The 21367-nt window shown below is 52.7% G+C and carries 24 protein-coding genes; 23 read left to right on the top strand and 1 reads right to left on the bottom strand.

The window, feature by feature from the left end; all coding sequences use genetic code 11:
• Positions 1–12 precede the first annotated feature (12 nt).
• From fabF to ylqF, 20 genes are all read left to right on the top strand, one after another.
• On the top strand, positions 13–1254 hold the full coding sequence (gene fabF, locus EDD73_RS09315; protein WP_131919519.1) for a beta-ketoacyl-ACP synthase II: 1242 nt from the start codon (positions 13–15) through the stop codon (positions 1252–1254).
• A complete protein-coding gene (gene rnc, locus EDD73_RS09310; RefSeq protein ID WP_131919518.1) occupies positions 1254–1973 on the top strand; it encodes a ribonuclease III in 720 nt (239 codons plus the stop codon). Before fabF ends, rnc begins: the two co-directional genes overlap by 1 nt.
• 3 nt (positions 1974–1976) lie before the next feature.
• Positions 1977–3092 carry an elongator complex protein 3 gene (locus EDD73_RS09305; protein ID WP_131919517.1) on the top strand — a complete coding sequence of 372 codons (1116 nt, stop codon included), beginning with the start codon at positions 1977–1979 and terminating at the stop codon, positions 3090–3092.
• A gap of 60 nt (positions 3093–3152) precedes the next feature.
• Positions 3153–3413 carry a stage V sporulation protein S gene (locus EDD73_RS09300; protein ID WP_131919516.1) on the top strand — a complete coding sequence of 87 codons (261 nt, stop codon included), beginning with the start codon at positions 3153–3155 and terminating at the stop codon, positions 3411–3413.
• 149 nt (positions 3414–3562) lie between these two features.
• Positions 3563–7144: a chromosome segregation protein SMC gene (smc, locus tag EDD73_RS09295; protein WP_131919515.1), complete on the top strand. Its 3582-nt coding sequence runs from the start codon at positions 3563–3565 to the stop codon at positions 7142–7144.
• A 4-nt stretch (positions 7145–7148) separates the two neighbouring features.
• Positions 7149–8069: a signal recognition particle-docking protein FtsY gene (ftsY, locus tag EDD73_RS09290; protein ID WP_243116867.1), complete on the top strand. Its 921-nt coding sequence runs from the start codon at positions 7149–7151 to the stop codon at positions 8067–8069.
• Positions 8036–8281, top strand: a complete 246-nt coding sequence (locus EDD73_RS09285; protein WP_341467735.1) for a 2-hydroxymuconate tautomerase — start codon at positions 8036–8038, stop codon at positions 8279–8281. The genes ftsY and EDD73_RS09285 overlap by 34 nt, the downstream gene beginning before the upstream one ends.
• Before the next feature lie 2 nt (positions 8282–8283).
• Positions 8284–9081, top strand: a complete 798-nt coding sequence (gene mtnP / locus EDD73_RS09280) for an S-methyl-5'-thioadenosine phosphorylase (protein ID WP_131919512.1) — start codon at positions 8284–8286, stop codon at positions 9079–9081.
• A gap of 18 nt (positions 9082–9099) precedes the next feature.
• A complete protein-coding gene (gene mtnA / locus EDD73_RS09275; protein ID WP_131919511.1) occupies positions 9100–10134 on the top strand; it encodes an S-methyl-5-thioribose-1-phosphate isomerase in 1035 nt (344 codons plus the stop codon).
• 39 nt (positions 10135–10173) lie between these two features.
• Complete coding sequence (locus tag EDD73_RS09270; RefSeq protein WP_131919510.1) at positions 10174–11475, top strand: amidohydrolase; 1302 nt, start codon at positions 10174–10176, stop codon at positions 11473–11475.
• A gap of 160 nt (positions 11476–11635) precedes the next feature.
• Positions 11636–12010: a YlxM family DNA-binding protein gene (gene ylxM, locus EDD73_RS09265; RefSeq protein ID WP_131919509.1), complete on the top strand. Its 375-nt coding sequence runs from the start codon at positions 11636–11638 to the stop codon at positions 12008–12010.
• On the top strand, positions 12003–13361 hold the full coding sequence (gene ffh / locus EDD73_RS09260) for a signal recognition particle protein (RefSeq protein ID WP_131919563.1): 1359 nt from the start codon (positions 12003–12005) through the stop codon (positions 13359–13361). Before ylxM ends, ffh begins: the two co-directional genes overlap by 8 nt.
• 39 nt (positions 13362–13400) lie before the next feature.
• A complete protein-coding gene (rpsP, locus tag EDD73_RS09255; protein ID WP_131919508.1) occupies positions 13401–13688 on the top strand; it encodes a 30S ribosomal protein S16 in 288 nt (95 codons plus the stop codon).
• A gap of 14 nt (positions 13689–13702) precedes the next feature.
• Positions 13703–13930, top strand: a complete 228-nt coding sequence (locus EDD73_RS09250) for a KH domain-containing protein (RefSeq protein WP_131919507.1) — start codon at positions 13703–13705, stop codon at positions 13928–13930.
• A 70-nt stretch (positions 13931–14000) separates the two neighbouring features.
• Positions 14001–14513, top strand: a complete 513-nt coding sequence (gene rimM / locus EDD73_RS09245; RefSeq protein WP_131919506.1) for a ribosome maturation factor RimM — start codon at positions 14001–14003, stop codon at positions 14511–14513.
• 3 nt (positions 14514–14516) lie between these two features.
• Positions 14517–15368: a tRNA (guanosine(37)-N1)-methyltransferase TrmD gene (gene trmD, locus EDD73_RS09240; protein ID WP_131919505.1), complete on the top strand. Its 852-nt coding sequence runs from the start codon at positions 14517–14519 to the stop codon at positions 15366–15368.
• On the top strand, positions 15361–15939 hold the full coding sequence (locus tag EDD73_RS09235) for an RNA methyltransferase (RefSeq protein WP_131919504.1): 579 nt from the start codon (positions 15361–15363) through the stop codon (positions 15937–15939). Before trmD ends, EDD73_RS09235 begins: the two co-directional genes overlap by 8 nt.
• A gap of 136 nt (positions 15940–16075) precedes the next feature.
• Positions 16076–16420, top strand: a complete 345-nt coding sequence (rplS, locus tag EDD73_RS09230) for a 50S ribosomal protein L19 (protein ID WP_131919503.1) — start codon at positions 16076–16078, stop codon at positions 16418–16420.
• A gap of 78 nt (positions 16421–16498) precedes the next feature.
• On the top strand, positions 16499–17068 hold the full coding sequence (lepB, locus tag EDD73_RS09225) for a signal peptidase I (RefSeq protein WP_243116866.1): 570 nt from the start codon (positions 16499–16501) through the stop codon (positions 17066–17068).
• Positions 17029–17925: a ribosome biogenesis GTPase YlqF gene (gene ylqF, locus EDD73_RS09220; protein ID WP_243116865.1), complete on the top strand. Its 897-nt coding sequence runs from the start codon at positions 17029–17031 to the stop codon at positions 17923–17925. The genes lepB and ylqF overlap by 40 nt, the downstream gene beginning before the upstream one ends.
• A 29-nt stretch (positions 17926–17954) precedes the next feature.
• Here the strand turns inward: ylqF and EDD73_RS09215 are convergent, their stop codons facing one another.
• On the bottom strand, positions 17955–18815 hold the full coding sequence (locus EDD73_RS09215; RefSeq protein WP_131919501.1) for a polysaccharide deacetylase family protein: 861 nt from the start codon (positions 18813–18815) through the stop codon (positions 17955–17957).
• 132 nt (positions 18816–18947) lie between these two features.
• Here EDD73_RS09215 and EDD73_RS09210 point away from each other — a divergent pair, with 132 nt between their 5' ends.
• The 3 genes from EDD73_RS09210 to EDD73_RS09200 are packed head-to-tail and all read left to right on the top strand — an operon-like array spanning position 18948 to position 21254.
• Positions 18948–19589: a ribonuclease HII gene (locus tag EDD73_RS09210; RefSeq protein WP_131919500.1), complete on the top strand. Its 642-nt coding sequence runs from the start codon at positions 18948–18950 to the stop codon at positions 19587–19589.
• A gap of 15 nt (positions 19590–19604) precedes the next feature.
• The gene (locus EDD73_RS09205) at positions 19605–20882 is read left to right on the top strand and encodes a hypothetical protein (protein WP_131919499.1); all 1278 of its coding nucleotides are present in this window, start codon (positions 19605–19607) and stop codon (positions 20880–20882) included.
• Between the two features lie 12 nt (positions 20883–20894).
• Positions 20895–21254: an EscU/YscU/HrcU family type III secretion system export apparatus switch protein gene (locus EDD73_RS09200; protein ID WP_131919498.1), complete on the top strand. Its 360-nt coding sequence runs from the start codon at positions 20895–20897 to the stop codon at positions 21252–21254.
• Positions 21255–21367 lie beyond the last annotated feature (113 nt).

Below are 21367 nucleotides of genomic sequence, written 5' to 3'. Positions count from 1 at the left end.
TGGAAATCGATCATGAGTAAACGCGTTGTCATCACGGGCCTTGGTTTGGTGACGCCGGTAGGTACAGGAAAAGAGAAATTCTGGGATGCTTTGAAATCAGGTGTTTCCGGTGTTGGTCCGGTAACCCGTTTTGATGCAAGTGCGTTACCGACCCGTGTGGCTGCTGAAGTTAAAGATTTTAATGTAAGCGACTTTTTAGATAAAAAAGAAGCTCGGCGGATGGATCGCTATGCCCATTTTGGTGTAGCTGCGGCAAAGCTTGCTTTTGAAGATGCCGGGCTGACGTCGGAAACGGTACCGTCTGAGCGTGCCGGTGTGATCCTTGGCTGTGGTATTGGCGGTCTGGAAACGCTGGAAGACCAAGCTCGTGTCTTGCATGAAAAAGGATCGGGCCGGGTTTCGCCCTTTTTTGTGCCGATGATGATCTCCAATATGGCCGCCGGCCATATTTCCATGCAATTAAAGCTGAAAGGTCCCAGTGAGACCGTCGTCACGGCCTGCTCCTCGGCCACGAATGCTTGCGGTAGTGCCTTCCGCTTGATCCAGCACGGTGACTGCGATGTGGTACTGACCGGTGGTACGGAAGCGGCCATCACTCATCTCGGCTTTGCCGGTTTCTGCGCCATGAAGGCCATGTCGACGCTCAATGATGATCCGGCCACGGCCAGCCGTCCTTTTGATCGTGAGCGTGCCGGCTTTGTCATGGGTGAAGGCGCCGGTATCCTCGTTTTTGAGGAATTGGAACATGCACTGGCTCGCGGTGCTCGTATCTATGCGGAAGTGATCGGCTATGGTTCCTCTTGCGATGCTTATCATATTACCGATCCGGCCCCCGGCGGCGAAGGCGCGGCACGGGCGATGCAAGCTGCACTGGACGATGCCAAGCTGGCGCCAAGTGATGTAACTTATATCAATGCTCATGGCACGGCAACGGAGAAGAATGACTTTTTCGAAACCCAAGCGATCAAAACCGTTTTCGGTGATGCAGCGGCCAATGTGGTGATCAGTTCGACGAAGTCGATGACGGGGCACTTGCTCGGTGCGGCCGGTGGAATTGAGTTGGCAGCGGCGGCTCTGGCGATTACGGAAGGTGTTGTTCCGCCGACGATTAACTTGGAGAATCCTGGTGAGGGTTGCGATCTCGACTATACCCCGAAAGTGGCACGAACCATGCCGGTGGAAGTAGCGATTTCCAATACCTTTGGTTTTGGCGGTCATAATGCGACGATGGCTTTGAGGAAGTTCCGGCCCTAATGGAACGTCCGTCGAGCAGTTATAAAACATCATTGCTTGGCTTGGCCAAACAAACGGGCATGCCGACGGAGCAGTTAGCGCTGTTACAAACAGCGCTGACCCACCCGTCTTTCGCGGCTGAAAATCCCCGGGAACAGTGGGAGCACAATCAACGGTTAGAATTTCTCGGTGACGCTGTACTGGGCTTAATCGTCGGTGAGGCTCTTTATCAACGTCAACCGGACTGGTCAGAAGGGGAGCTTTCGCGGCGCCGTGCAGCGATTGTTTGTGAAGCAAGCTTGGCACCGCTGGCGAGGGAACTGGGACTGGGACCGCTATTGCGCTTGGGCCGTGGGGAAGAAAACAGTGGCGGCCGCGATAAACCGTCTGTTTTGGCCGATGCCCTGGAAGCTGTGATTGGCGCGTTGTTCTTGGCCGGTGGCTTGACCTTAGCGCAGCCTTTTGTCTTGTCGATCATTCCTAATGATGTCTTTTTGCTCCGGCAGTTAGATAATGGTGATCATAAGACGGCTTTTCAAGAGTGGGCCCAGCGCAAGGGACGTATTGATATTGGATACCGCATCCTGGAAGAGTCAGGTCCGCCTCATAACCGGCTTTTTGTCGCCGGTGTTTATTTAGACGGTAAACTGCTTGCTTCCGGTGAAGGTCGAACTAAAAAAGAAGCAGAACAAGCGGCTGCGGGAAAAGCGCGGCGCCAAGTTCAGCAAGGAGGGGGATGACGAATGATCATCCCTATTTTTTTACCTCAGCAAGGCTGTCCCGGCCATTGTGTTTTTTGTAATCAAGTGGAATTAACCGGCCAAGCCGGTTGTGTTGATGAAATGCTTGTGGAGACAACGGTGCAAGCGTACCTGTCCACAGCCAAAACTCGTCATAACGAGCGACCTTGGGCAGAAGCGATCGCTTTCTACGGTGGGAGCTTTACCTTGTTGCCGGCGGCGACGCAAGATCGGCTGCTGGCGGCTGCTGGTCGGTGGGTTCGCCAAGGGAGCGTAGGCGCTCTTCGCCTTTCCACGAGGCCCGATGGGATTGATCAGAGCACGGTGGAGCGGCTTGTTACGGCCGGTGTGTCAACAGTGGAGATTGGCACCCAGAGCATGCGCGATGATGTCCTACAGGCCTCTGGCCGCTGTCACAGCGCCAAGGATACAGAGCGTGCTGCTACCTTGTTGCAGCAAGCAGGGTTCGCGGTGGGTATTCATCTGATGACGGGTTTGCCCGGTGATGATGAAGAAGGATGTCTTTTTTCTTTGCAACGAATCCTGGAACTGCGGCCTGATTTTCTGCGGATTCATCCGACGCTGGTCTTGGCGGGAGCACCGCTGGCTGAGCAATGGCGGCAAGGTAGCTACCAGCCCTGGACGTGGGGGCGGACATTGCGCCTTCTAGCGGTTATGGCCGAACGCTGTGCTGCGGCGAAGGTGCCGGTAATTCGTTGGGGCTTGATGCCCGGTGAGCGCTGTCAGGGAGCGACGTTAGCCGGCCCGGTCCGGCCTGATCTTGGTGAGTGGGTGCGGCGAATGGTGGGGCTTAACTATGCCTTAACCGGGGCAAGCCGATGGGCCAAGGAATTGGCCGGTGCGGATGGCCCTGTTCTGCTGGTTCCGGAAGAGGATTTGTCTTTGGTGACCGGACATGGCCGGTGGTTATTGCGTCATTGGCAAGCTGCGACTGGACTATCCTTGGAAGTGCAGGCTGAGGGTCGTCGCTTGAAATCGTCCATATCAACGGAACGGCCGCTATGGCAGCCGTTGGTCGGACCGTGGAAATTTTTTATCGATGAAAAAAAGATATTATCCTTTGATAAAGAGGAATTAATAGGTAATGAGCGAATATAGAATAGTATAAAAATTCTGCAAGGTTGTCCCAGGTGGGGCGAGCAATTAGGAGGGGCATAGATGGAAGGTCTCAAAGTAAGTGCACAATCTAATCCCAAATCTGTAGCGGGAGCATTAGCAGCAATCCTCCGGGAAAAAGGCAAAGCAGAGATCCAAGCCGTTGGTGCAGGCGCAGTGAACCAAGCCGTAAAAGCGATTGCGATTGCGCGGGGATTTGTTGCACCCAATGGAATTAACTTGATCGCGATTCCTGCTTTTGTCGAGATCGCCATTGAAGGCGAAGAACGAACGGCGATCAAATTTATCGTCGAGCCCCGTTAAGACCGGGACAGAGAAACTTCATATGTAAATGCCTCCGATGACCGCTGCTTGCAGCGGTCTTTTCTTTGTGCGCCCGGCATGGACTGTTACTTGTTGCATTCTTGGCGATTATGCTAGAATAAAGAGGATTTTGGCAAGGAGGCAGCCCATTGGCCTTAAAGCGTATTGAAATTAATGGATTCAAGTCCTTTGCTGATAAAACGGAGATCGTGCTTGCGCCCGGTGTGACCGTTGTTGTAGGACCGAACGGTTCGGGAAAATCGAATATTTCCGATGCAGTTCGCTGGGTTCTCGGTGAGCAAAGTCCCCGTTCGCTCCGTGGGGCCAAGATGGAAGACGTCATCTTTGCCGGAACTGATCGGCGACGACCGGTAGGTATGGCCGAGGTTTCCATCACGCTCGATAATGAGGCCGGCCTCTTGCCGGTTGATTTTCGTGAGGTTACGGTGACGCGCCGTGTCTACCGGTCCGGTGAAAGTGAATATTTGCTGAACCGCCGTGCCTGCCGCTTGAAAGATCTGCACGATCTCTTTGCCGATACTGGTTTAGGTAAAGAGGGCTTGTCGATCATCGGCCAAGGTCGTGTCGATGAAGTGCTTTCCTCACGACCGGAAGAGCGGCGGGCACTGATCGAAGAAGCGGCCGGTATCGTTCGTTATCGCAATCGGAAGCGGGAAGCCGTCAAAAAGATGGAGGAAACGAAAGGCCATCTTATGCGTTTGAATGATATCTTGACCGAACTGGCCGGGCAGACGGAAGCGGTTACGGAGCAGGCCGGGCGAGCCCGTCGTTTTTTAGAGCTTGATCAGCGGCGGGCGAAGTGGGAACTTTCGCTGTGTATTGCTGATGAAGAAGAGATTACCGGCCGCTTGCAAGCGCAACTGGCGGAAGTGGAAAAAATGACGGCGGCGCTTTGGGCAAAACAAGCGTCACTGTCCGGGTTGGATGCTCAGGAAGAAGAACTGGCTGCAGCATTGAAGCAAGCGGAAGAAGTGGCCACGGCAGCGCGGCAGGCTGTTCATGAGCAGACGGAAATTGTGCTGGAATTGCAGCGGTCTTTGGATGTGGTCCGGGAGCGGCAGCATGGACTGGTGGCTAACCAAGAACTGCAAGAGCGGGAACTGGCCAAGGCCAACATCGCTGAGGCTGAGTTACTGGAGCGCCAAGCATCGCTGGAAGAGCAGGAACAAGGGACGACGGAAAATTTGCTGATTGCCGAACGGGAAGTTAAGGCGGGCTTGGCAGCCACATCAGCGCAGCGAGCCGCCTTAACGTCGGCAGAGCAAACGGTCGAAACGGATCGGCAGTTGCTTTTTTCCTTGGCACAGCAACTGGCCCAACTGCGCAATGCTGTCCATGATGTGGAATTGGCTTGGACGCGCTGTGAGGCTGGTAGCCAGCGTGTGGAGGCGGCCCTTACCGAAGCGGTCGAACAGCGAAGCCGTTTGTCGGCAGCGCTGGAAACGGCCGATGCTTGCCTGGCTACCTTGGGGCAGCAGCAAAGGGAAGGGGAAGAGGCACGGGCGGCCCTTCGCCAGCACCTGGAGGTGAACGCCCGGCGGCTCCGTGACGGTGAGCAAGAGCATACCCAGACGCTCCGGCGCTGGCAAGAGACAACGGCCCGCCAGAAAGCGCTTGATGCGATGGACAAGGCACATGAAGGGTTTGCTTTGGGGGTCCGGGAGATTCTCGATCGTTTGCGAGAAAACCATCGGGCCCTGCGCGGCATCCATGGCGTCGTGGCCGATCTGATTACTGTACCGGTTGGGTTGGAAGTGGCGATCGAAGTTGCTCTGGGCGGAGGTATGCAGAACTTAGTTGTTGCTGATGACGATGCGGCGCAGCGCGGGATTGCCCATTTGAAACAAGTGCGTAAGGGGCGGGCTACCTTTTTACCGTTAACGAGTTTACGCCCGTCATCCGGTCCCAATGGGGCGATTTTGCAGTCGCCCGGTGTGCTTGGTTGCGCTGCTGATTTGGTGTCGTCGGAAGAACGTTTTTTACCGGCTCTACGTTTTTTGCTGGGCCGCACGATTGTCATGCAAGACTTGCCGTCGGCCTTAGCTTTGGCTCGTCAAACCGGCCATCAATGGCGGATTGTCACCGTGGAAGGCGAGTTGCTGCAACCAGGCGGTTCAGTAACTGGCGGAAGTCTGGGCCAGCGCGGTGGACAGACTTTTTTGCGCCGCCGGGAACTGCAGGAATTGGCTGAGCGCGAAAAAGATTTGGCGGCTACCGTCAAAGCGCTTTCCCAGGAGCGCCAAGCGATCGAAGCGGAACAACAGTCTTTGCAACAACAACTCCAAGAACGAGAAAAGACGATGCAGGAACTGTTGTTGACGTACCGGCAGCAGGAAGCCGAAAAAGCGCAATTGCAGCAACAATATCAGCAAGCGCTATGGCAGGAAGAGGCGCGCCGCGGCGAAGCAGCGATGTTGCAAGCCGAGCGTGAACAGCTTGCGCAAGCCCGGCAAGAAGCAACAGCAGCGTTAGCGGCCAAGCAAGCGGAAAATGAAGCTGTCGAACTGCGCCGTGAGACGGAGCGTCAGCGCTTGGAGCAATTGCGGGCCAGCGGTGATCGCGATCGGGAGCGCTTAGCAGAATGGCAAATGACTTTGGCTCGTGTGCAGGCGGAAATCAAAGGGATCGAAGCTGCCCGAGCAACTCTGCAAGGTGAATGGGAACGCCTGCGGGCTCAAAAAGATGAAAAAGCTACATCTTGTAGACAATTGACTGAAGCGATCGAAAAGTGTAGGCAGGAGATTGCTCAGTTGGAAGCGAAACATGCCTCTGCAATGCTTGTGGAACGTGAGCGTGAAGCGGTGGCTGGGCAAGCGAGGGAAAAGCAGCATCACTTGCAAGAATTGCTCAATGGCGTAGCCCAGCAGCGCAGGCCCCTAGCGGCGGAGGTGGCCACGTTACGTGATGCATTGCATCAAGCCGAAGTAAAAGCGGCGCGGCAAGAGGCGGAAGTTACGGCGATTCGTGGCAAGCTCCAAGATTCTCTCGGCGTAAGCCTGGAAGAAGCACGGGGGCAAGCCGAGCGAACGGTTGATCGCCGGACAATGCAAAAATCGCTGGCGCTGGCCCGGGATGCGATCCAGCAGTTGGGGCCGGTTAATCTATTGGCGATCGAAGAAGAAGAACGCCTGCAAGGGCGCTATTCCTTCTTGGTGCAGCAACAAGCAGATTTACTGGCGGCGAAAGATACGCTGGAACAAGTGATTCGCGAAATGGAAGCCATTATGATCAAGCGGTTTCGCGAAGCTTTTGCGCAGATCAACCGGCAGTTTGGGTCTGTATTTACCGATTTGTTTCATGGTGGTCAAGCAGAATTGGTCTTGACCAATCCCGACGATCTGCTGGAAACCGGTGTCGATATCATTGCTCAGCCACCAGGCAAAAAACGAGTATTTCTTTCGTTGCTTTCCGGTGGTGAGCGGGCCATGACGGCCATTGCGTTGTTGTTTTCGCTGTTGATTGTGCGGCCCAGTCCTTTTTGTGTGCTTGATGAGATTGAAGCGGCATTGGATGAAGTCAATGTTCACCGTTTTGGCCGCTATCTAAAGACGTTGGCGACACAAAGTCAATTCATCGTCATCTCCCACCGTAAGGGGACTATGGAAGCCGCTGATTATCTCTATGGGGTAACCCAGGAGGAAGCGGGGATTTCCCGGTTGATATCGGTGAAATTATCGGAATCGGGGAAGAATGAAGGAGACAGGGGGTAGTTTTTTGGCTGGCTTTTTTAGTCGTTTAAAAGAAGGCTTAACCCGGACGCGCCAGAACTTGGTGCAAAAAGTAGAAGAACTGATTACAGGACGAACACGCATTGACGAAGAGCTTTTTGAAGAACTTGAGGAAATTTTAATCAGCGCTGATGTCGGTGCTGAGACGGCGTTGGAACTGGTAGAGCGGTTGCGCCAGCAAGTGAAAACCCAAAAAATTGCTGATCCTGCACTGGTAAAGGGGCTTCTGGAAGCAGAAATTGCCCGTATGCTGGGTACGGAAGCTGTTGGTGTGGATTTAACGAAGGGTCCGACGGTTTTGCTGGTCGTCGGTGTCAACGGTGTCGGTAAAACGACGACGATTGGCAAATTGGCACAGCGTTGGAAAGATGAAGGCAAGAAAGTATTGCTGGCCGCCGGGGATACTTTCCGCGCCGCAGCGATCGATCAATTGGAAATCTGGGGACAACGGGTTGGCGTCGATGTGATTCGCCATCAAGAGGGCTCTGATCCCAGTGCCGTTGCCTTTGATGCGGTGCAGGCTGCCATCAGCCGCGGTGTTGATGTGCTGATCATGGATACGGCCGGGCGCTTGCATAACAAAGGTCACTTGATGAATGAATTGAAAAAAGTCACTCGTGTTCTAGATCGGGCGCTCCCCGGTGCACCCCATGAAGTGTTGCTGGTTTTAGATGCGACAACCGGTCAAAATGCGATTAACCAAGCCCGGATCTTTGGTGAAGTTGTTGGTGTGACAGGTATTGCTTTGACGAAGCTCGATGGTACAGCCAAAGGTGGCGTCGTACTTTCCATTCATGGAGAACTCAATGTACCGGTAAAATTTATTGGTGTAGGCGAGCGGGTGGAAGATCTGCGTGACTTCGATCCGCAAGAATTTGCCCGGGCTTTGTTTGGCCGGGAAGAATAACGAGGAGGAAAACCAAGATGCCGATTGTCAATATTACGATGATTGAAGGCCGTACGGAAGAACAAAAGCGCCAACTGGTCAAAAAAGTGACCGATGCGATCGTGGAAACTTGTGAAGCGCCGCCGGAAGCTGTAACGATCACTATCTTGGATATACCCAAGACAAATGTAGCCAATGCCGGGATTTTACGAAGTGACGCAGGGAGGAAATAAGGTTGGCTGTGGATATCGCGATCATTGGCGGGACCGGTGTATATGATCCGGCCATGTTAGATGATGTACAGGTACGGGAGATCAAGACGCCATACGGTGTTGTATCGTTGCAAGTTGGCCGTTACCGTGGGCAAGAAATCGCTTTTTTGGCGCGCCATGGGGCAGGCCATTCGGTGCCGCCGCATCTGGTTAACTATCGGGGCAACATCTGGGCGTTAAAGAAGCTCGGTGTCTCGCAGATCATTGCCACGACGGCTGTTGGTTCGCTTAATGAAAAGATGCGGCCCAATGAACTGGTCGTGCCGGATCAGTTTCTTGACTTTACCAAAGGCCGGCCGTCGACCTTTTTTGAAGGCGGCGATTCTGGTGTGATTCATACGGACTTTACCAACCCCTATTGTCATCGCCTGTGTAAGCTGTTAATGACGGCCGCTTATGGATTAAATGTACCGACCCACGAAGGCGGCGTTTATGTTTGTACGGAAGGACCCCGCTTTGAAACACCGGCAGAAATCCGGATGTTCCGCCAGCTTGGCGGCGATCTGGTGGGGATGACCAGTATTCCGGAAGCTGTCTTGGCGCGGGAAGCGGAGATGTGTTACGCGACGCTCTCGATTGTTACGAACTACGCTGCAGGAATATCGCCGAATAACTTGACCCACATGGAAGTTGTCGATGCCATGGCCGATAACATTGAAAAGTTACGGCGAGTTCTTTTCCGGGCGATTGAACTGATTGAAGCGCAAGTCGATTGTGAGTGTCAGCATGCGCTGGCCGAATTCGGTGGATTTAAACTATAAGGGAAAGGGTGCAACCGGGTGGAAGCGATTCGTTGGCAAGGAGAATTTTTACAGCTTCTGGATCAGACCAAATTACCGCTCGTCGAGGAATACATTGATTGCTGGGATCCGTTCATTGTGGCCGATGCGATTAAAAAATTACAAGTTCGTGGGGCGCCGGCCATCGGTGCGGCTGCTGCTTTTGGTGTCGTGCTGGCCGGCTTGAACGTGCATTCCGAAGATGAAGCGGAACTGAATGAACATGTGCGTAACGCCATTGAATTGCTTGGTAAGACGCGTCCGACGGCGGTGAATCTTTTCTGGGCGCTCAAGCGCATGGGCGATTCTTTTGCGGCTACGGCTGGGCAAGGCGTCCAACGTCGTCAACAAGCTTTGCTCAATGAGGCACAGGCGATTTTCGAAGAAGATCAAGCGATGAATCGCCGCATGGGCGAATACGGTTTGGAATTGATTCCCGATGGTGCAGGGATTTTGACGCACTGCAATGCCGGTGCGCTGGCGACAACTGGTTATGGAACGGCGCTGGGCGTCATTCGGGCGGCCCATGAAGCCGGCAAGTCGATCAGTGTTTTTGCGGATGAGACGCGTCCGCTGTTGCAAGGCGCTCGTTTGACTGCTTGGGAATTGATGCAAGACAATATCCCGGTCACTTTGATTACGGACTCGATGGCCGCTTATGTGATGAAGCGGGGCCTGGTTGATCTGGTGATTGTCGGTGCTGATCGCATTACGGCCAATGGTGATGTAGCGAACAAAATCGGTACATACGGTGTGGCTTTGGCAGCGAAAGCTCACGGTATTCCTTTTTATGTAGCAGCGCCGGTATCCACTTTTGACCTTTCTTTAACAAGCGGAGAACAGATTCCCATTGAAGAACGGGATGCTGAAGAGGTTCGTTCGCTTGGCGGTGTCTGGACGGCGCCGAAGGAAGTTCAAGTTTTTAACCCGGCTTTTGATGTGACGCCGGCCGAACTGATTACGGCATTGATTACCGATCGTGGCGTGATTCGCCCGCCTTTTGGTGAGTCGATTCGTGCTTGTTTCGAACGGTAAGTCTTGGCCTGATTGATGCAGAAGAAGTGAGGTTTGTCGATGAGTGGATTGTTGCTCCGAGGCGGGATGTTGATTCCCATGACATCGCGCGAAGCGATCGGGTTGGGCGATATTTTGATTCAAGATGGCCGGATCGCGGCGATCTATCCTGGTGGCGCGCCGGAAGAAGTACGTTCTTCCGTTAGCGAAATTCGCAATGTGGCCGGACAACTGGTGCTACCGGGCCTGGTCAATGCCCATACCCATGCAGCGATGACCCTGTTTCGCAGTTTTGCTGATGATTTGCCGTTGATGCGCTGGCTCAAAGAAGCGATCTGGCCGGCCGAAGAAAAACTGACCGGTGACGATGTCTACTGGGGAACGAAGCTGGCCATTGCTGAGATGTTGAAATCGGGTATTACGACCTTTGCCGACATGTACTTTTTTATGGATCAAGTGGCCCAAGCCTCCCTGGATACGGGTATACGTGCGCACTTGAGCCGTGGAATGGTCGGCTTTGGACCCAGTGCGGAAAAAGCGTTGACGGAGTCGGCAGCTTTTTTCCGGCAGTATAATGGTGCCGGTGATGGTCTGACCCGTGTTTGGTTAGGACCTCACGCGCCCTATACTTGTTCGCCTGATTATCTCAAGCGCGTCATGGCCCTGGCTGATGAACTGGGTACAGGCTTGCATATTCACCTCAGTGAAACGGCAACGGAAGTCGACGACATGACCAAGCAGTATGGATTGCCACCGGTGGAATTGATGGACAGCATCGGCCTCTTTGAACGCCCGGTCCTGGCTGCCCACTGTGTGCACCTCAATGAAAAAGAACGGGCTATCTTGGTCGAAAAAGGTGTAGGCATTGCCCACAATCCGGTCAGCAACATGAAGCTGGCTTCCGGTGTCGCGCCGGTAGAAGCGTTGCGTCAGGCCCAAGCGATCCTGGCGCTGGGTACGGACGGTGCAGCGAGCAACAATAACTTAGATTTGATCGAAGAAATGCGCCAAGCGGCGTTGTTGCAAAAAGTGCATCTGCTCGATCCTCTGGCGTTGCCGGCTTATGAGGCGCTGGAAATGGCTACGATTGGCGGCGCCCGGGCGCTGCGCTGGGATGACGAGATCGGTACGTTAGAAGTCGGCAAACGGGCTGATCTGATCACGATTAACTTGCAGCAACCGCACCTCTGCCCGGACCATGATCCGGTGTCACGCTTGGTCTACGCCGCTAAGGGTGCTGATGTTGCAACGGTTCTGGTAAATGGACGTATCTTGGTCGATCAAGGACGCCTCACTTGTATGGATGAAGAAGAAGTGATGGCGAAAGCAACGGCGGCTGCCTATCGTCTTACCCGTCAATGATCGCCGGAATCGCTTGAAGCGGTTGCGGTCCCATCAAGTTGCTTGCTTGATGGGATTTTTTTTAACTGTGAAGGAATATTACTTGACAGTAAGGAGGTTATCTTGTAGGATAAAGAAGTTGTGACTGGTGTCAAGGATTTTTGCTTGACGTGAGGATAACATGCATTCACTTGAGAAACTACAGCAGATGGCCTTACTGCTTGATTTTTACGGGCAGTTGTTGACGGAGCGTCAACGGATGGCCTTAGCTTATTATTATGAAGATAATCTTTCACTGGCGGAAATTGCCGAAGAACTGAATGTTTCCCGGCAGGCCGTGTTTGATGTGATTCGGCGCGCCGAAAAGATCCTGCTGAGTTATGAGGAACGGTTAGCGTTGATTGAACGCTGGCAAACAGAGCGTAACGTCTTATTACAAGTTGAGAAGTTGCTGCGCGGTTCGGCGGCATGGCAGCATGATACCGATGTAATGGAAGCAGGACGGTTGCTGGAAGAACTGATGCGGGAAGGAGGAACCCTTCATGGCGATGTTTGAAGGACTGGCGGAGAAGCTGCAAGGTGCATTGCGCAAGCTGCGGGGCAAAGGTAAAGTGACCGAAGCCGACGTAACGGAAGCGCTGCGGGAAGTACGCATGGCTTTGCTTGGTGCCGACGTCAGTTTAAAAGTGGTCAAACAATTTGTCTCCAGTGTCAAAGAACGAGCAATTGGGCAAGATGTCTTGGAGAGTTTGACACCGGGCCAACAAGTGGTCAAGGTGGTTTATGATGAACTGGTGCAGTTAATGGGCGGGAGCAACGCCAAATTGACCGTAGCTTCCAAACCACCAACAGTGATCATGCTTGTAGGTTTGCAAGGTGCCGGGAAAACAACGACCGTTGCCAAGCTGGCCGCTTTTTTGCACAAGCAAGGGCGACGGCCGCTCTTAACGGCTTGTGACGTTTACCGTCCGGCCGCAGTGAAGCAGTTGCAAGTACTGGGTACGCAACTGGATCTACCGGTCTTTTCCATGGGTACAGACATTTCTCCGGTGGATATTGCTCGGGCAGCTGTCGAGCATGCGAACCGTCATGGTAATGACATGGTGCTTCTCGATACAGCCGGGCGTTTGCACATCAATGAAGAATTGATGACCGAGCTTGAAGATATCAAGAAAACCGTACAACCTCATGAAATCTTGCTGGTCGTTGATGCCATGACCGGTCAAGACGCTGTCAATGTGGCTGAAGCTTTTCATGCTCAGTTGGGCTTGGACGGTGTTGTGCTGACGAAACTGGACGGCGATGCTCGAGGCGGTGCGGCTCTGTCCGTCAAGGCTGTTACCGGTTGTCCCATTAAGTTTGTCGGTATGGGTGAAAAAACCGATGCGCTGGAGCCGTTCCATCCGGAACGGATGGCTTCGCGGATTCTCGGCATGGGTGACGTGCTGACCCTGATCGAAAAGGCCCAAGCGACGATTGACGCCAACATGGCCCGTGAGATGGAGCAAAAGCTGCGCAAAGCCGACTTTAACTTTGAAGACTTCCTTATGCAGATGCAGCAAATGCGTAAGCTTGGTCCGATGGATCAGCTTTTGGGGATGTTGCCGGGAATGGGCAATATGAAAGCGCTGAAAGATGTGCAAGTCGATGAAAAAGAGATGAAGCACGTCGAAGCGATCATCCTCTCCATGACAGTCGAAGAACGTCGTAATCCCCAACTGCTGAAAGACAGCCGCAAAAAACGGATTGCCCGCGGTTCCGGAACGTCGGTGCAGCAAGTGAACAACCTGATCAAAACGTTCGAACAAACACGCAAAATGATGAAGCAATTCACGGAAATGCGTGGTGCCATGATGGGTAAAGCCAAAAAAGGCAAAGGGATGTTTCGCTTACCTTTTATGCGCTAATCGATAACTACTGATGATTCTTTGAAGGAGGTGATATTCTTGGCTACACGTATTCGTCTTAAACGTATGGGTATGAAAAAAGCGCCCTTCTACCGCGTTGTTGTTGCGGATGCCCGCGCACCTCGTGACGGTCGCTTTATTGAAGAGATTGGTACTTACAATCCTGTCAAAGACCCGGCGATCATCGAAATCAACGAAGAAAAAGCACTCCGTTGGCTTTCCAACGGTGCAACTCCTTCAGACACGGTGAAAGCATTGTTAAACAAAGCGGGTATCCTGCAAAAATGGGCGGACCAAAAAGCAGGACAAAAGTCCGCTGAAGCCTGATCGGGGGTGTCCACATGAAAGAATTGGTGGAGTTTCTGGCCAAGGCTCTTGTGGACCGGCCAGAAGCCGTGCAGGTTTCACAGAAGGAAACAGAAAAAGACGTTGTGTTAGAACTGAAAGTCGCGCCGGAAGATATGGGCAAGGTGATCGGTAAGCAAGGCAAAATTGCCAAAGCGATTCGCACAATGGTCAAAGCAGCAAGCACAAAAGACGGACGACGAGTGACAGTAGAGATTGTGTAAGTTGCGTTGCGACAAGAGCAGCATCGATAAGAGGGCAATCGCCCTCTTTTTTTTATGAGGAGGATATGCGGTGGAACAGAGGCAGGTTCGTGTAGGGCAGATTATCAACACCCATGGGCTTCAAGGTCAAGTGCGCGTTTGGCCGTTGACCGATGATCCTTTGCGCTTGGCGCAGATCGGGCGGGTGTTTTTAGAACCGCCAGTGCCGGGGTTACCAACGGAACTGACCATCACTTCGGCTTTTGCGCATAAGCGAACGGTAATCGTTACTTTTGCGGAAGTGCGGGCGATTGCCTTGGCGGAGAAGTTGAAAGATATCTATCTAACGATTCCGGTGTCAGAAGTTCCGCCGCTGGCCGATGATTGTTACTACCACTTTCAGCTTGAGGGATTGCAGGTTGTCACCGAGGAAGGACAACTGTTGGGTACGCTGACGCAAGTCTTGGCAACAGGGGCGAATGATGTCTATGTGATCCGCCATGCCGGGGGAGAGCGACTGATTCCCGCCCTTAAGTCGGTTGTGCTCAAGGTCGATCTGAACCAGGGGCAGATGACGGTGCGTTTGCCGGAAGGATTAGAGTAGTCTATGCGCTTTGATGTGTTGACGATTTTTCCGGCAATGATCGAAGGACCGTTATCGACGAGCATTATCGGCCGCGCCCGAACTGCAGGACTGGTAACGATCGCTACTCATGATGTGCGTGACTATACTGATGATAAGCACAGGCGTGTTGACGATACGCCTTTTGGCGGTGGTGCCGGTATGGTGATGAATGCGCAGCCTTTTTTTGCAACTTTACGTGAGGGACTTGGCCTAAACGAAAAGGACCATGACGATGCTCATATTGTGCTGTTGACGCCGCAAGGACAAGTTTTTTCACAGGCCAAAGCGGCTGAACTGGCCGGTAAGAAACGGCTTGTTTTGCTTTGTGGTCATTATGAAGGTATCGATGACCGTGTGCGGCAAACTTGGGTCGATGAGGAATTGTCGATTGGTGATTATGTGCTTACCGGTGGTGAGTTAGCGGCGCTGGTAGTTATCGATGCGGTAGCCCGTCTGTTACCGGGCGTATTAGGTCACGAAGCTTCATCAGTAGAAGAATCCTTTAGTGATCAACTGCTGGAATACCCTCAGTATACACGTCCCGCTGAATTTGAAGGAATGACTGTCCCCGATGTCTTACTCAGCGGTCATCATGGGCGGATCAACAACTGGCGGCGGCAGCAATCGCTGGTGCGTACCTATAAGAACCGACCGGATTTGCTCCAGGGCCGCTGCTTGAGCTTCCAAGATGGCGAATTGCTGCGTGCGGGTCTGCAAGCAGGGGGCATGGATGCCGAGCAACTGGAGCGTGAATGGCAGGCCCTGGCGTTGACGGCAGCACCGGCGCCGCGTACGCGCAAAAGGCGAAAGGAGGGAAAAGGAACCAATGAATAAGGCGCGTTTGTATATCGGGCTGGTACATCATCCCGTATACAACAAGCACATGGAAGTGATCGCCACATCGGTGACCAATCTTGATCTTCATGATATCTCGCGATCGGCTACGACCTATGATCTGGCCGGCTACTTTGTGATTCATCCGCATCAAGCGCAGCAACGCTTAGTTCATGAAATTCTACGGTATTGGACCGATGGCTATGGCGCAGAATATAATCCTGACCGTAAAACGGCGCTGGAACGGTTGCATGTGGTCAGTACATTAGAAGAAGCGAAGACGATGATCCAATCCCTTGAAGGACAAGCCCCCGCTGTGATCACCACGGATGCGCGGATTTATCCGAATTCGATCAGTTATCATGCGATGCGACAACGATTGGCGACGGGGGAACAACCGTGGCTATTGCTCTTTGGCACCGGTTACGGGATGGAAAAGTCCTTAATGGAGGCGGCTGATCATATCTTGCATCCCATCTGGGGACGGGGCGATTATAATCATCTTTCTGTGCGCAGTGCAGCTGCGATTATTCTCGACCGTCTGCTCGGTGAAGCGTGGTTTGAACGATAAAATTTCCAAAAATCGTTGCGATATCCTGTGGCGTATGATATAATGCCTTTGTTTGGGAGCATGGCTTCCATGAGCAAGGGTGGTCCGCTACACCAAGGGGTGATATGAACACCTAGGCTGGAAGGAGGGACAAGAAATGAATAATTTGATTCGTCAAATTGAAGCGGAACAAATGGGTAAAGAAATCCCTAAATTTGCTCCTGGTGATACCGTTAAGGTTCACGTCAAAGTCGTTGAAGGTACGCGTGAGCGGATTCAGGTCTTTGAAGGTGTCGTTATCGCCCGTAAAGGCGGTGGACTGACCGAAACATTCATGGTGCGCCGTGTATCTTATGGCGTAGCCGTAGAACGGATTTTCCCGCTCTACTCACCGCGGGTTGATCGGATTGAAGTTGTACGTCGCGGTCGTGTACGTCGCGCAAAATTGTACTATCTGCGTAACCTGGTGGGCAAAGCTGCTCGTATTAAGGACCGCCGCTAGTCAATTGCAGGGACTGGGTAGCCAGTCCCTTTTGTCTATTCTTCGAGTGGTATTATATGGATGCGTGGAGGTGTCCAGGTGGAGTCGCTTGAAAGTCAAAAGGAAGAAATCAGAGGTGCAGCCAAAAAGACTGCAGCGAAATCTACATGGCGTGAGTTAGCTGAGTCGATCCTGATCGCACTGGTGCTGGCCTTTGTCATTCGATTTTTCTTGTTTCAACCGTTTTATATTCCATCGGCTTCGATGGAACCGACGTTGCGTCCCTTGGATCGCATTATCGTCAGCAAGATCAATTATTGGTTTCATCCTCCTGCCCATAGTGACATTATTGTGTTTAAATTTCCCGTCGATCCGAGCCGGGATTTTGTCAAACGGGTCATTGGCGTCGGTGGTGACACCGTGGAAGTGCGTAACAATCAATTGATCCGTAATGGCGAAGTTGTGGCGGAACCATACCTGGCACCATTACAGATGAAGAACTTTGGGCCCGTTAAGGTGCCTGAAGGTCAATATTTTGTGATGGGCGACAATCGTAATTTTTCTGATGACAGTCGCTATTGGGGATTTGTCCCTGATGAAAACGTAATTGGTAAGGCGGTGCTTCTCTATTGGCCGATCGATCGGATTCAGGTGGTCAAAGGGGTATAACAGTCGATACATCGATTCAATGGTATCCAGGGCATATGACCCGGGCTCGCCGTCAAGTTACGGCCGATCTGGCGAAAGTGGATCTGGCGATTGAACTAGTCGATGCCCGAATTCCGCTCAGCAGTCGTAATCCTGATATTGATACGATTATCGGTGAGAAACCCCGTCTGATCTTGTTGAATAAGGCCGATCTGGCTGATCCCGATGCGACGAGGCGTTTTGTTGAGCGTTTTCGCCAGGCGGGACTTCGCTCGCTCGTTGTAGAAGCGTCAACCGGTAAAGGGACGAAGCAGATCGGTCCCATGGTCGAGCAAGCATTGGGGCCGCTTTTGCAGCGTTGGCAACAACGAGGCATGCGCCCGAGGCCGTTGCGGGTGATGATTTTGGGGATTCCCAACGTTGGTAAGTCCTCGTTGATCAATCGCCTGGCCGGGTCCAAACGTACGGTGACGGCGAATCGCCCCGGTGTAACTCGTGGGCAGCAATGGGTACGTTTTGGTGAAAAGCTCGAACTGCTCGATACGCCTGGTATCTTATGGCCCAAGTTTACCGATCCACTGGTGGCTTTAAAATTAGCAGCCACCGGTGCTGTCAGTGATCTCGTTGTGGATGTGCAAGCGGTAGCACGCTTTATTTTACTTCACTTGCGGGTGCGCAAGCCGGCCCTTCTGCAAGAGCGGTACCGTGCCGATATGAGCGGTGTTGAAGAAGCAGAGTTGCTTGATATTGTAGGGCGACGCTACGGTTTTTTGCTCCCTGGTAATCTGGTCGATCAACACAAGGCAGCCGTGCAAGTGCTCGTTGATTTTCGTGCCGGTAAACTTGGACACCATACGTTGGATGATGATCATGAATAAAAAGCACCCCGGCAGGGGTGCTTTTCCTTTTATTGGGGATTTGCTGGCGATTCCGGAGGGGCCGGTGTATCAGTAGGGGCCGGTGGGCCTGCCGGTGTGGAGATGACACTGAGGGGCACAAATTGATAGTTACGTGCTTTAATGTCGACGATCAAACTTTCAAGTTGATCGACGACGGCTTGCGCGTTACCATGCAAGAGAATGATTGCACCGGGATGAAGTTGTCCCAGAACGGTATCGTGAATCTCTTGAGCATTGGCCGTTGGCAACCAGTCGACGGCAGAAATGCTCCAAAAAACAGTTTGATAACCTAGGTTGCGACAAGCGTTTAAGCTTTCGCGGCTGAATCTGCCCTCGGGCGGACGGAGGTAGCGAGGACTGTAATTGGCTGTTTGTTCAATTTTACGATGGAGGGAAAGAATTTCTTCGGCCCGTTGATCCGGTGTAATATTGGTTAAGTCGGGATGGTTGCGCGTGTGATTGCCGATAATGTGTCCTTTTTGGGCTATTTGATTGAGTAATTCAGGCTGTGTGTCGACCCAATGGCCCGTGAGAAAAAAAGTGGCTTTTACTTGATGGCGATCGAGAATATCGAGGATACGTGGTGTTGCTCCGGCTCTTTCATAGCCCATGTCAAAGGTCAGACTGATGCGCCGTTCATCGCCGGGTAGCATGTAGACCGCATCATAGGCTTGAAGCAATTCTTTTTCCCATTCCGGTACATAGGGAGGGACTTCGTTTTTGCTGCGAACAAAACCCCAACCCAGTTTGGAGTCTTGTCCCGGAGCGGCAGCGAAATTAAACGGATACATTTCTTCCGGTTGCGGGGGATGCCACAGGGCCAGTCCTTTGGCACCGATAAATACGGTCGTGATAAAGAGGATGAGCAATGTTATGATTTGTCGCAGTGAGAGCACCTCCTTGCTGAAACGTTTGATTTAGTTTGTCGCAGCAGGGATGGCCTTATAGCTGGTATTGTGCGGTGATTATGGTGATTGACGACAGAAGGGGACGGGAGTAGGATGAGTAAAGGCGAAAAGCGATTACAGGCTTACTGGGCGGAGTTAGAATCCTCCTTGCATACCGAAGGAATGACGATGATTGCCGGTGTTGATGAAGTAGGTCACGGTCCCTTAGCCGGGCCGGTTGTAGCCGGTGCCGTAATTGGGCCACCGCAGTGGCAACTTGCGGGCTTAGATGACTCGAAGAAGCTTTCGGCCCCTCGCCGGGAAGCGTTAGCCCAGGTGATACGGAGTGAGGCCTTAACTTGGGGGATTGGCATCGTATCGGCCCGTGTTGTCGATGCGATCGGTATTGTGCCGGCCACTTTTCTGGCGATGGAACGAGCCTTAGCGCGGTTGTCCATTACTCCGTCGATGGTGATTATCGATGGCCGAGCCAAATTGCCGGCGTATCATGGACGCCAAATGACGCTGATCGGTGGTGATGGATTAGCGGCTCCGGTCGCGGCTGCAGCGATTCTGGCCAAGGTCTATCGCGATCAATTGATGACTGCCTATGATCGGTTTTTTCCAGGATACGAATTAGGTCGACATAAAGGCTATGGTACGGCAGCCCATGTTCAAGCCATGGAGAAACAGGGATTGTCGTTGATCCACCGGCGCAGTTTTTGCCACCGCTGGATCGATCACGTGAACAGATAGACGGGAGGGTCGCCGATGGCAGTGAATCAAACAGGTATGCTGCCGCTGGTGCGGGTTGATCAAGGGCAACTACCGCTATTGGGTCAGCAACCAGGCGGTAGCAAAGGTGCGACCTTGGGTTGGGAGCAAGGCAATGTGCTTACGGGCATTGTGCTTAGTTCGCTGACCAGCGATCTTTTTGTAGTCAACGTAGACGGTAAATCCGTTACGATTCAATCACCTTATGGTCTGGTACCGGGGCAGTCGATCGCTTTGCTCGTAGAGGGAGAGCGGCAAGGTCAGGTGGCTGCGCGGTTGTTGGCGCCGGAATTACTGGAAACCAAAGCAACGCCCAGCGAAGCTGCGCGATTGCAAGCGTTGCAAGTACCTGATTCCCCACGCCATCGTATGGCCTTACGTGCCCTTGATCTGGTGGGAATGATGCCGACGCCGGAACGACTGGAACAGATTGCTGCCGGACTGGAGGGTACGGGCCGACGTGACTTGCCTGCCGCTTTCTTGGCAGCCGTAGCGCTCAAATCAGACCTACCTGTTGAAGCGGAATGGTTGCGGTTACTGCAAACTTTTGTGCAAAGTGGTGATAATGTACTGAACGGATTGGATCGATGGACAACCGATCTGACTGTGAAATCACCATCACCTGAGTTGACTGCTGCCATCAATGAGCTTAAGGCAGGGCTTAAGGCCTTAACGCTCCATCCCCAAGAAGGAGACTTAAGCAAGCTGATTCAAAATATGGCGGAAGGCAAGGCTGCCGACCGTTTGGGTGCACCGATTGGACAGGTGCTTGATGAACTTGGGCAGATCGGTCAAAAAGGAGGTGAATTATGGGAACGGGGCCAAACTCTTTTAGATGGCTTGGCGGGACGTCATCTCTGGAATGCCCTTGATAAGCAGGGCGTCAGAATGGAAGATTATCTTTATGTTCCGTTGCTTTATCAACGGCCCGATGGTGAGAATGGTCAAGGTCAACTGCGCGTATATCGTCGGCCTCGGGATCAACGGGAAGAGGGACCGTTGCGAGTAGCCTTGATTTTAGATACAGCTTCTCTTGGCGTGGTCACTGTTGAATTGACTTTGCAGCGGCAAGAAGTGTGGGCTCGGGTCACTGTCAATGATGAAGTGACGGCGCGAGCAGGGCGGGCAGCATGGTCTGATTTGCAGGAAAAGCTGGACAAATTGGGTTTTCGCCTAAAAGGCGATTGGCGTGTTGGTCGGGCACCGGAAGTGGAAGCGCGCTTGACCGAGACGGTCGCCCAGCCTTGTGCCAGGGGAATTGATATTCGGGCCTAGGGAGGGAGTGCCATGCAACAGCGTTCGAAAGTGGATGTTCATGATAAGTTGCGTCAAGATCTGGCTAAAACAGAAGCAGTGGCACTCCGTTATGATCAAAAGGAAGAAGGGGCGCCGAAAGTTGTCGCTAAGGGTCAGGGATATGTGGCGCGTCGTATATTAGAGGTCGCTGAAAGGGAAGAGGTTCCCGTTGTCAGTGATCCGGCGTTGACGAAGATGCTCAGTGCCTTGGAGATCGGCATGGAGATTCCTGAGGAATTTTATCCGGTAGTTGCTGAAGTGCTGGCTTTTGTCTATCAACTTGACCGACATGCCATGGAAAAAAATCGGGAAATACTAAAACAAAGCGAAGAAAAAAATCGCAAAGCATAAGCAAGCTAAAATCATTTAGAGTCTGTCTAAAAACCCCCGCATCCCAAGGGTCGATTCATAAAACTCAGTATTCAATGGTATTTTGTGCCATTTAAAGGTATTTTGGCTTCGCT

Source organism: Heliophilum fasciatum (assembly GCF_004341395.1).
GTDB classification, from domain to species: Bacteria; Bacillota; Desulfitobacteriia; order Heliobacteriales; family Heliobacteriaceae; genus Heliophilum; species Heliophilum fasciatum.
The sequence above is the reverse complement of the archived record's forward strand: the minus strand, read 5'-3'. Positions and strand labels throughout refer to the sequence as shown.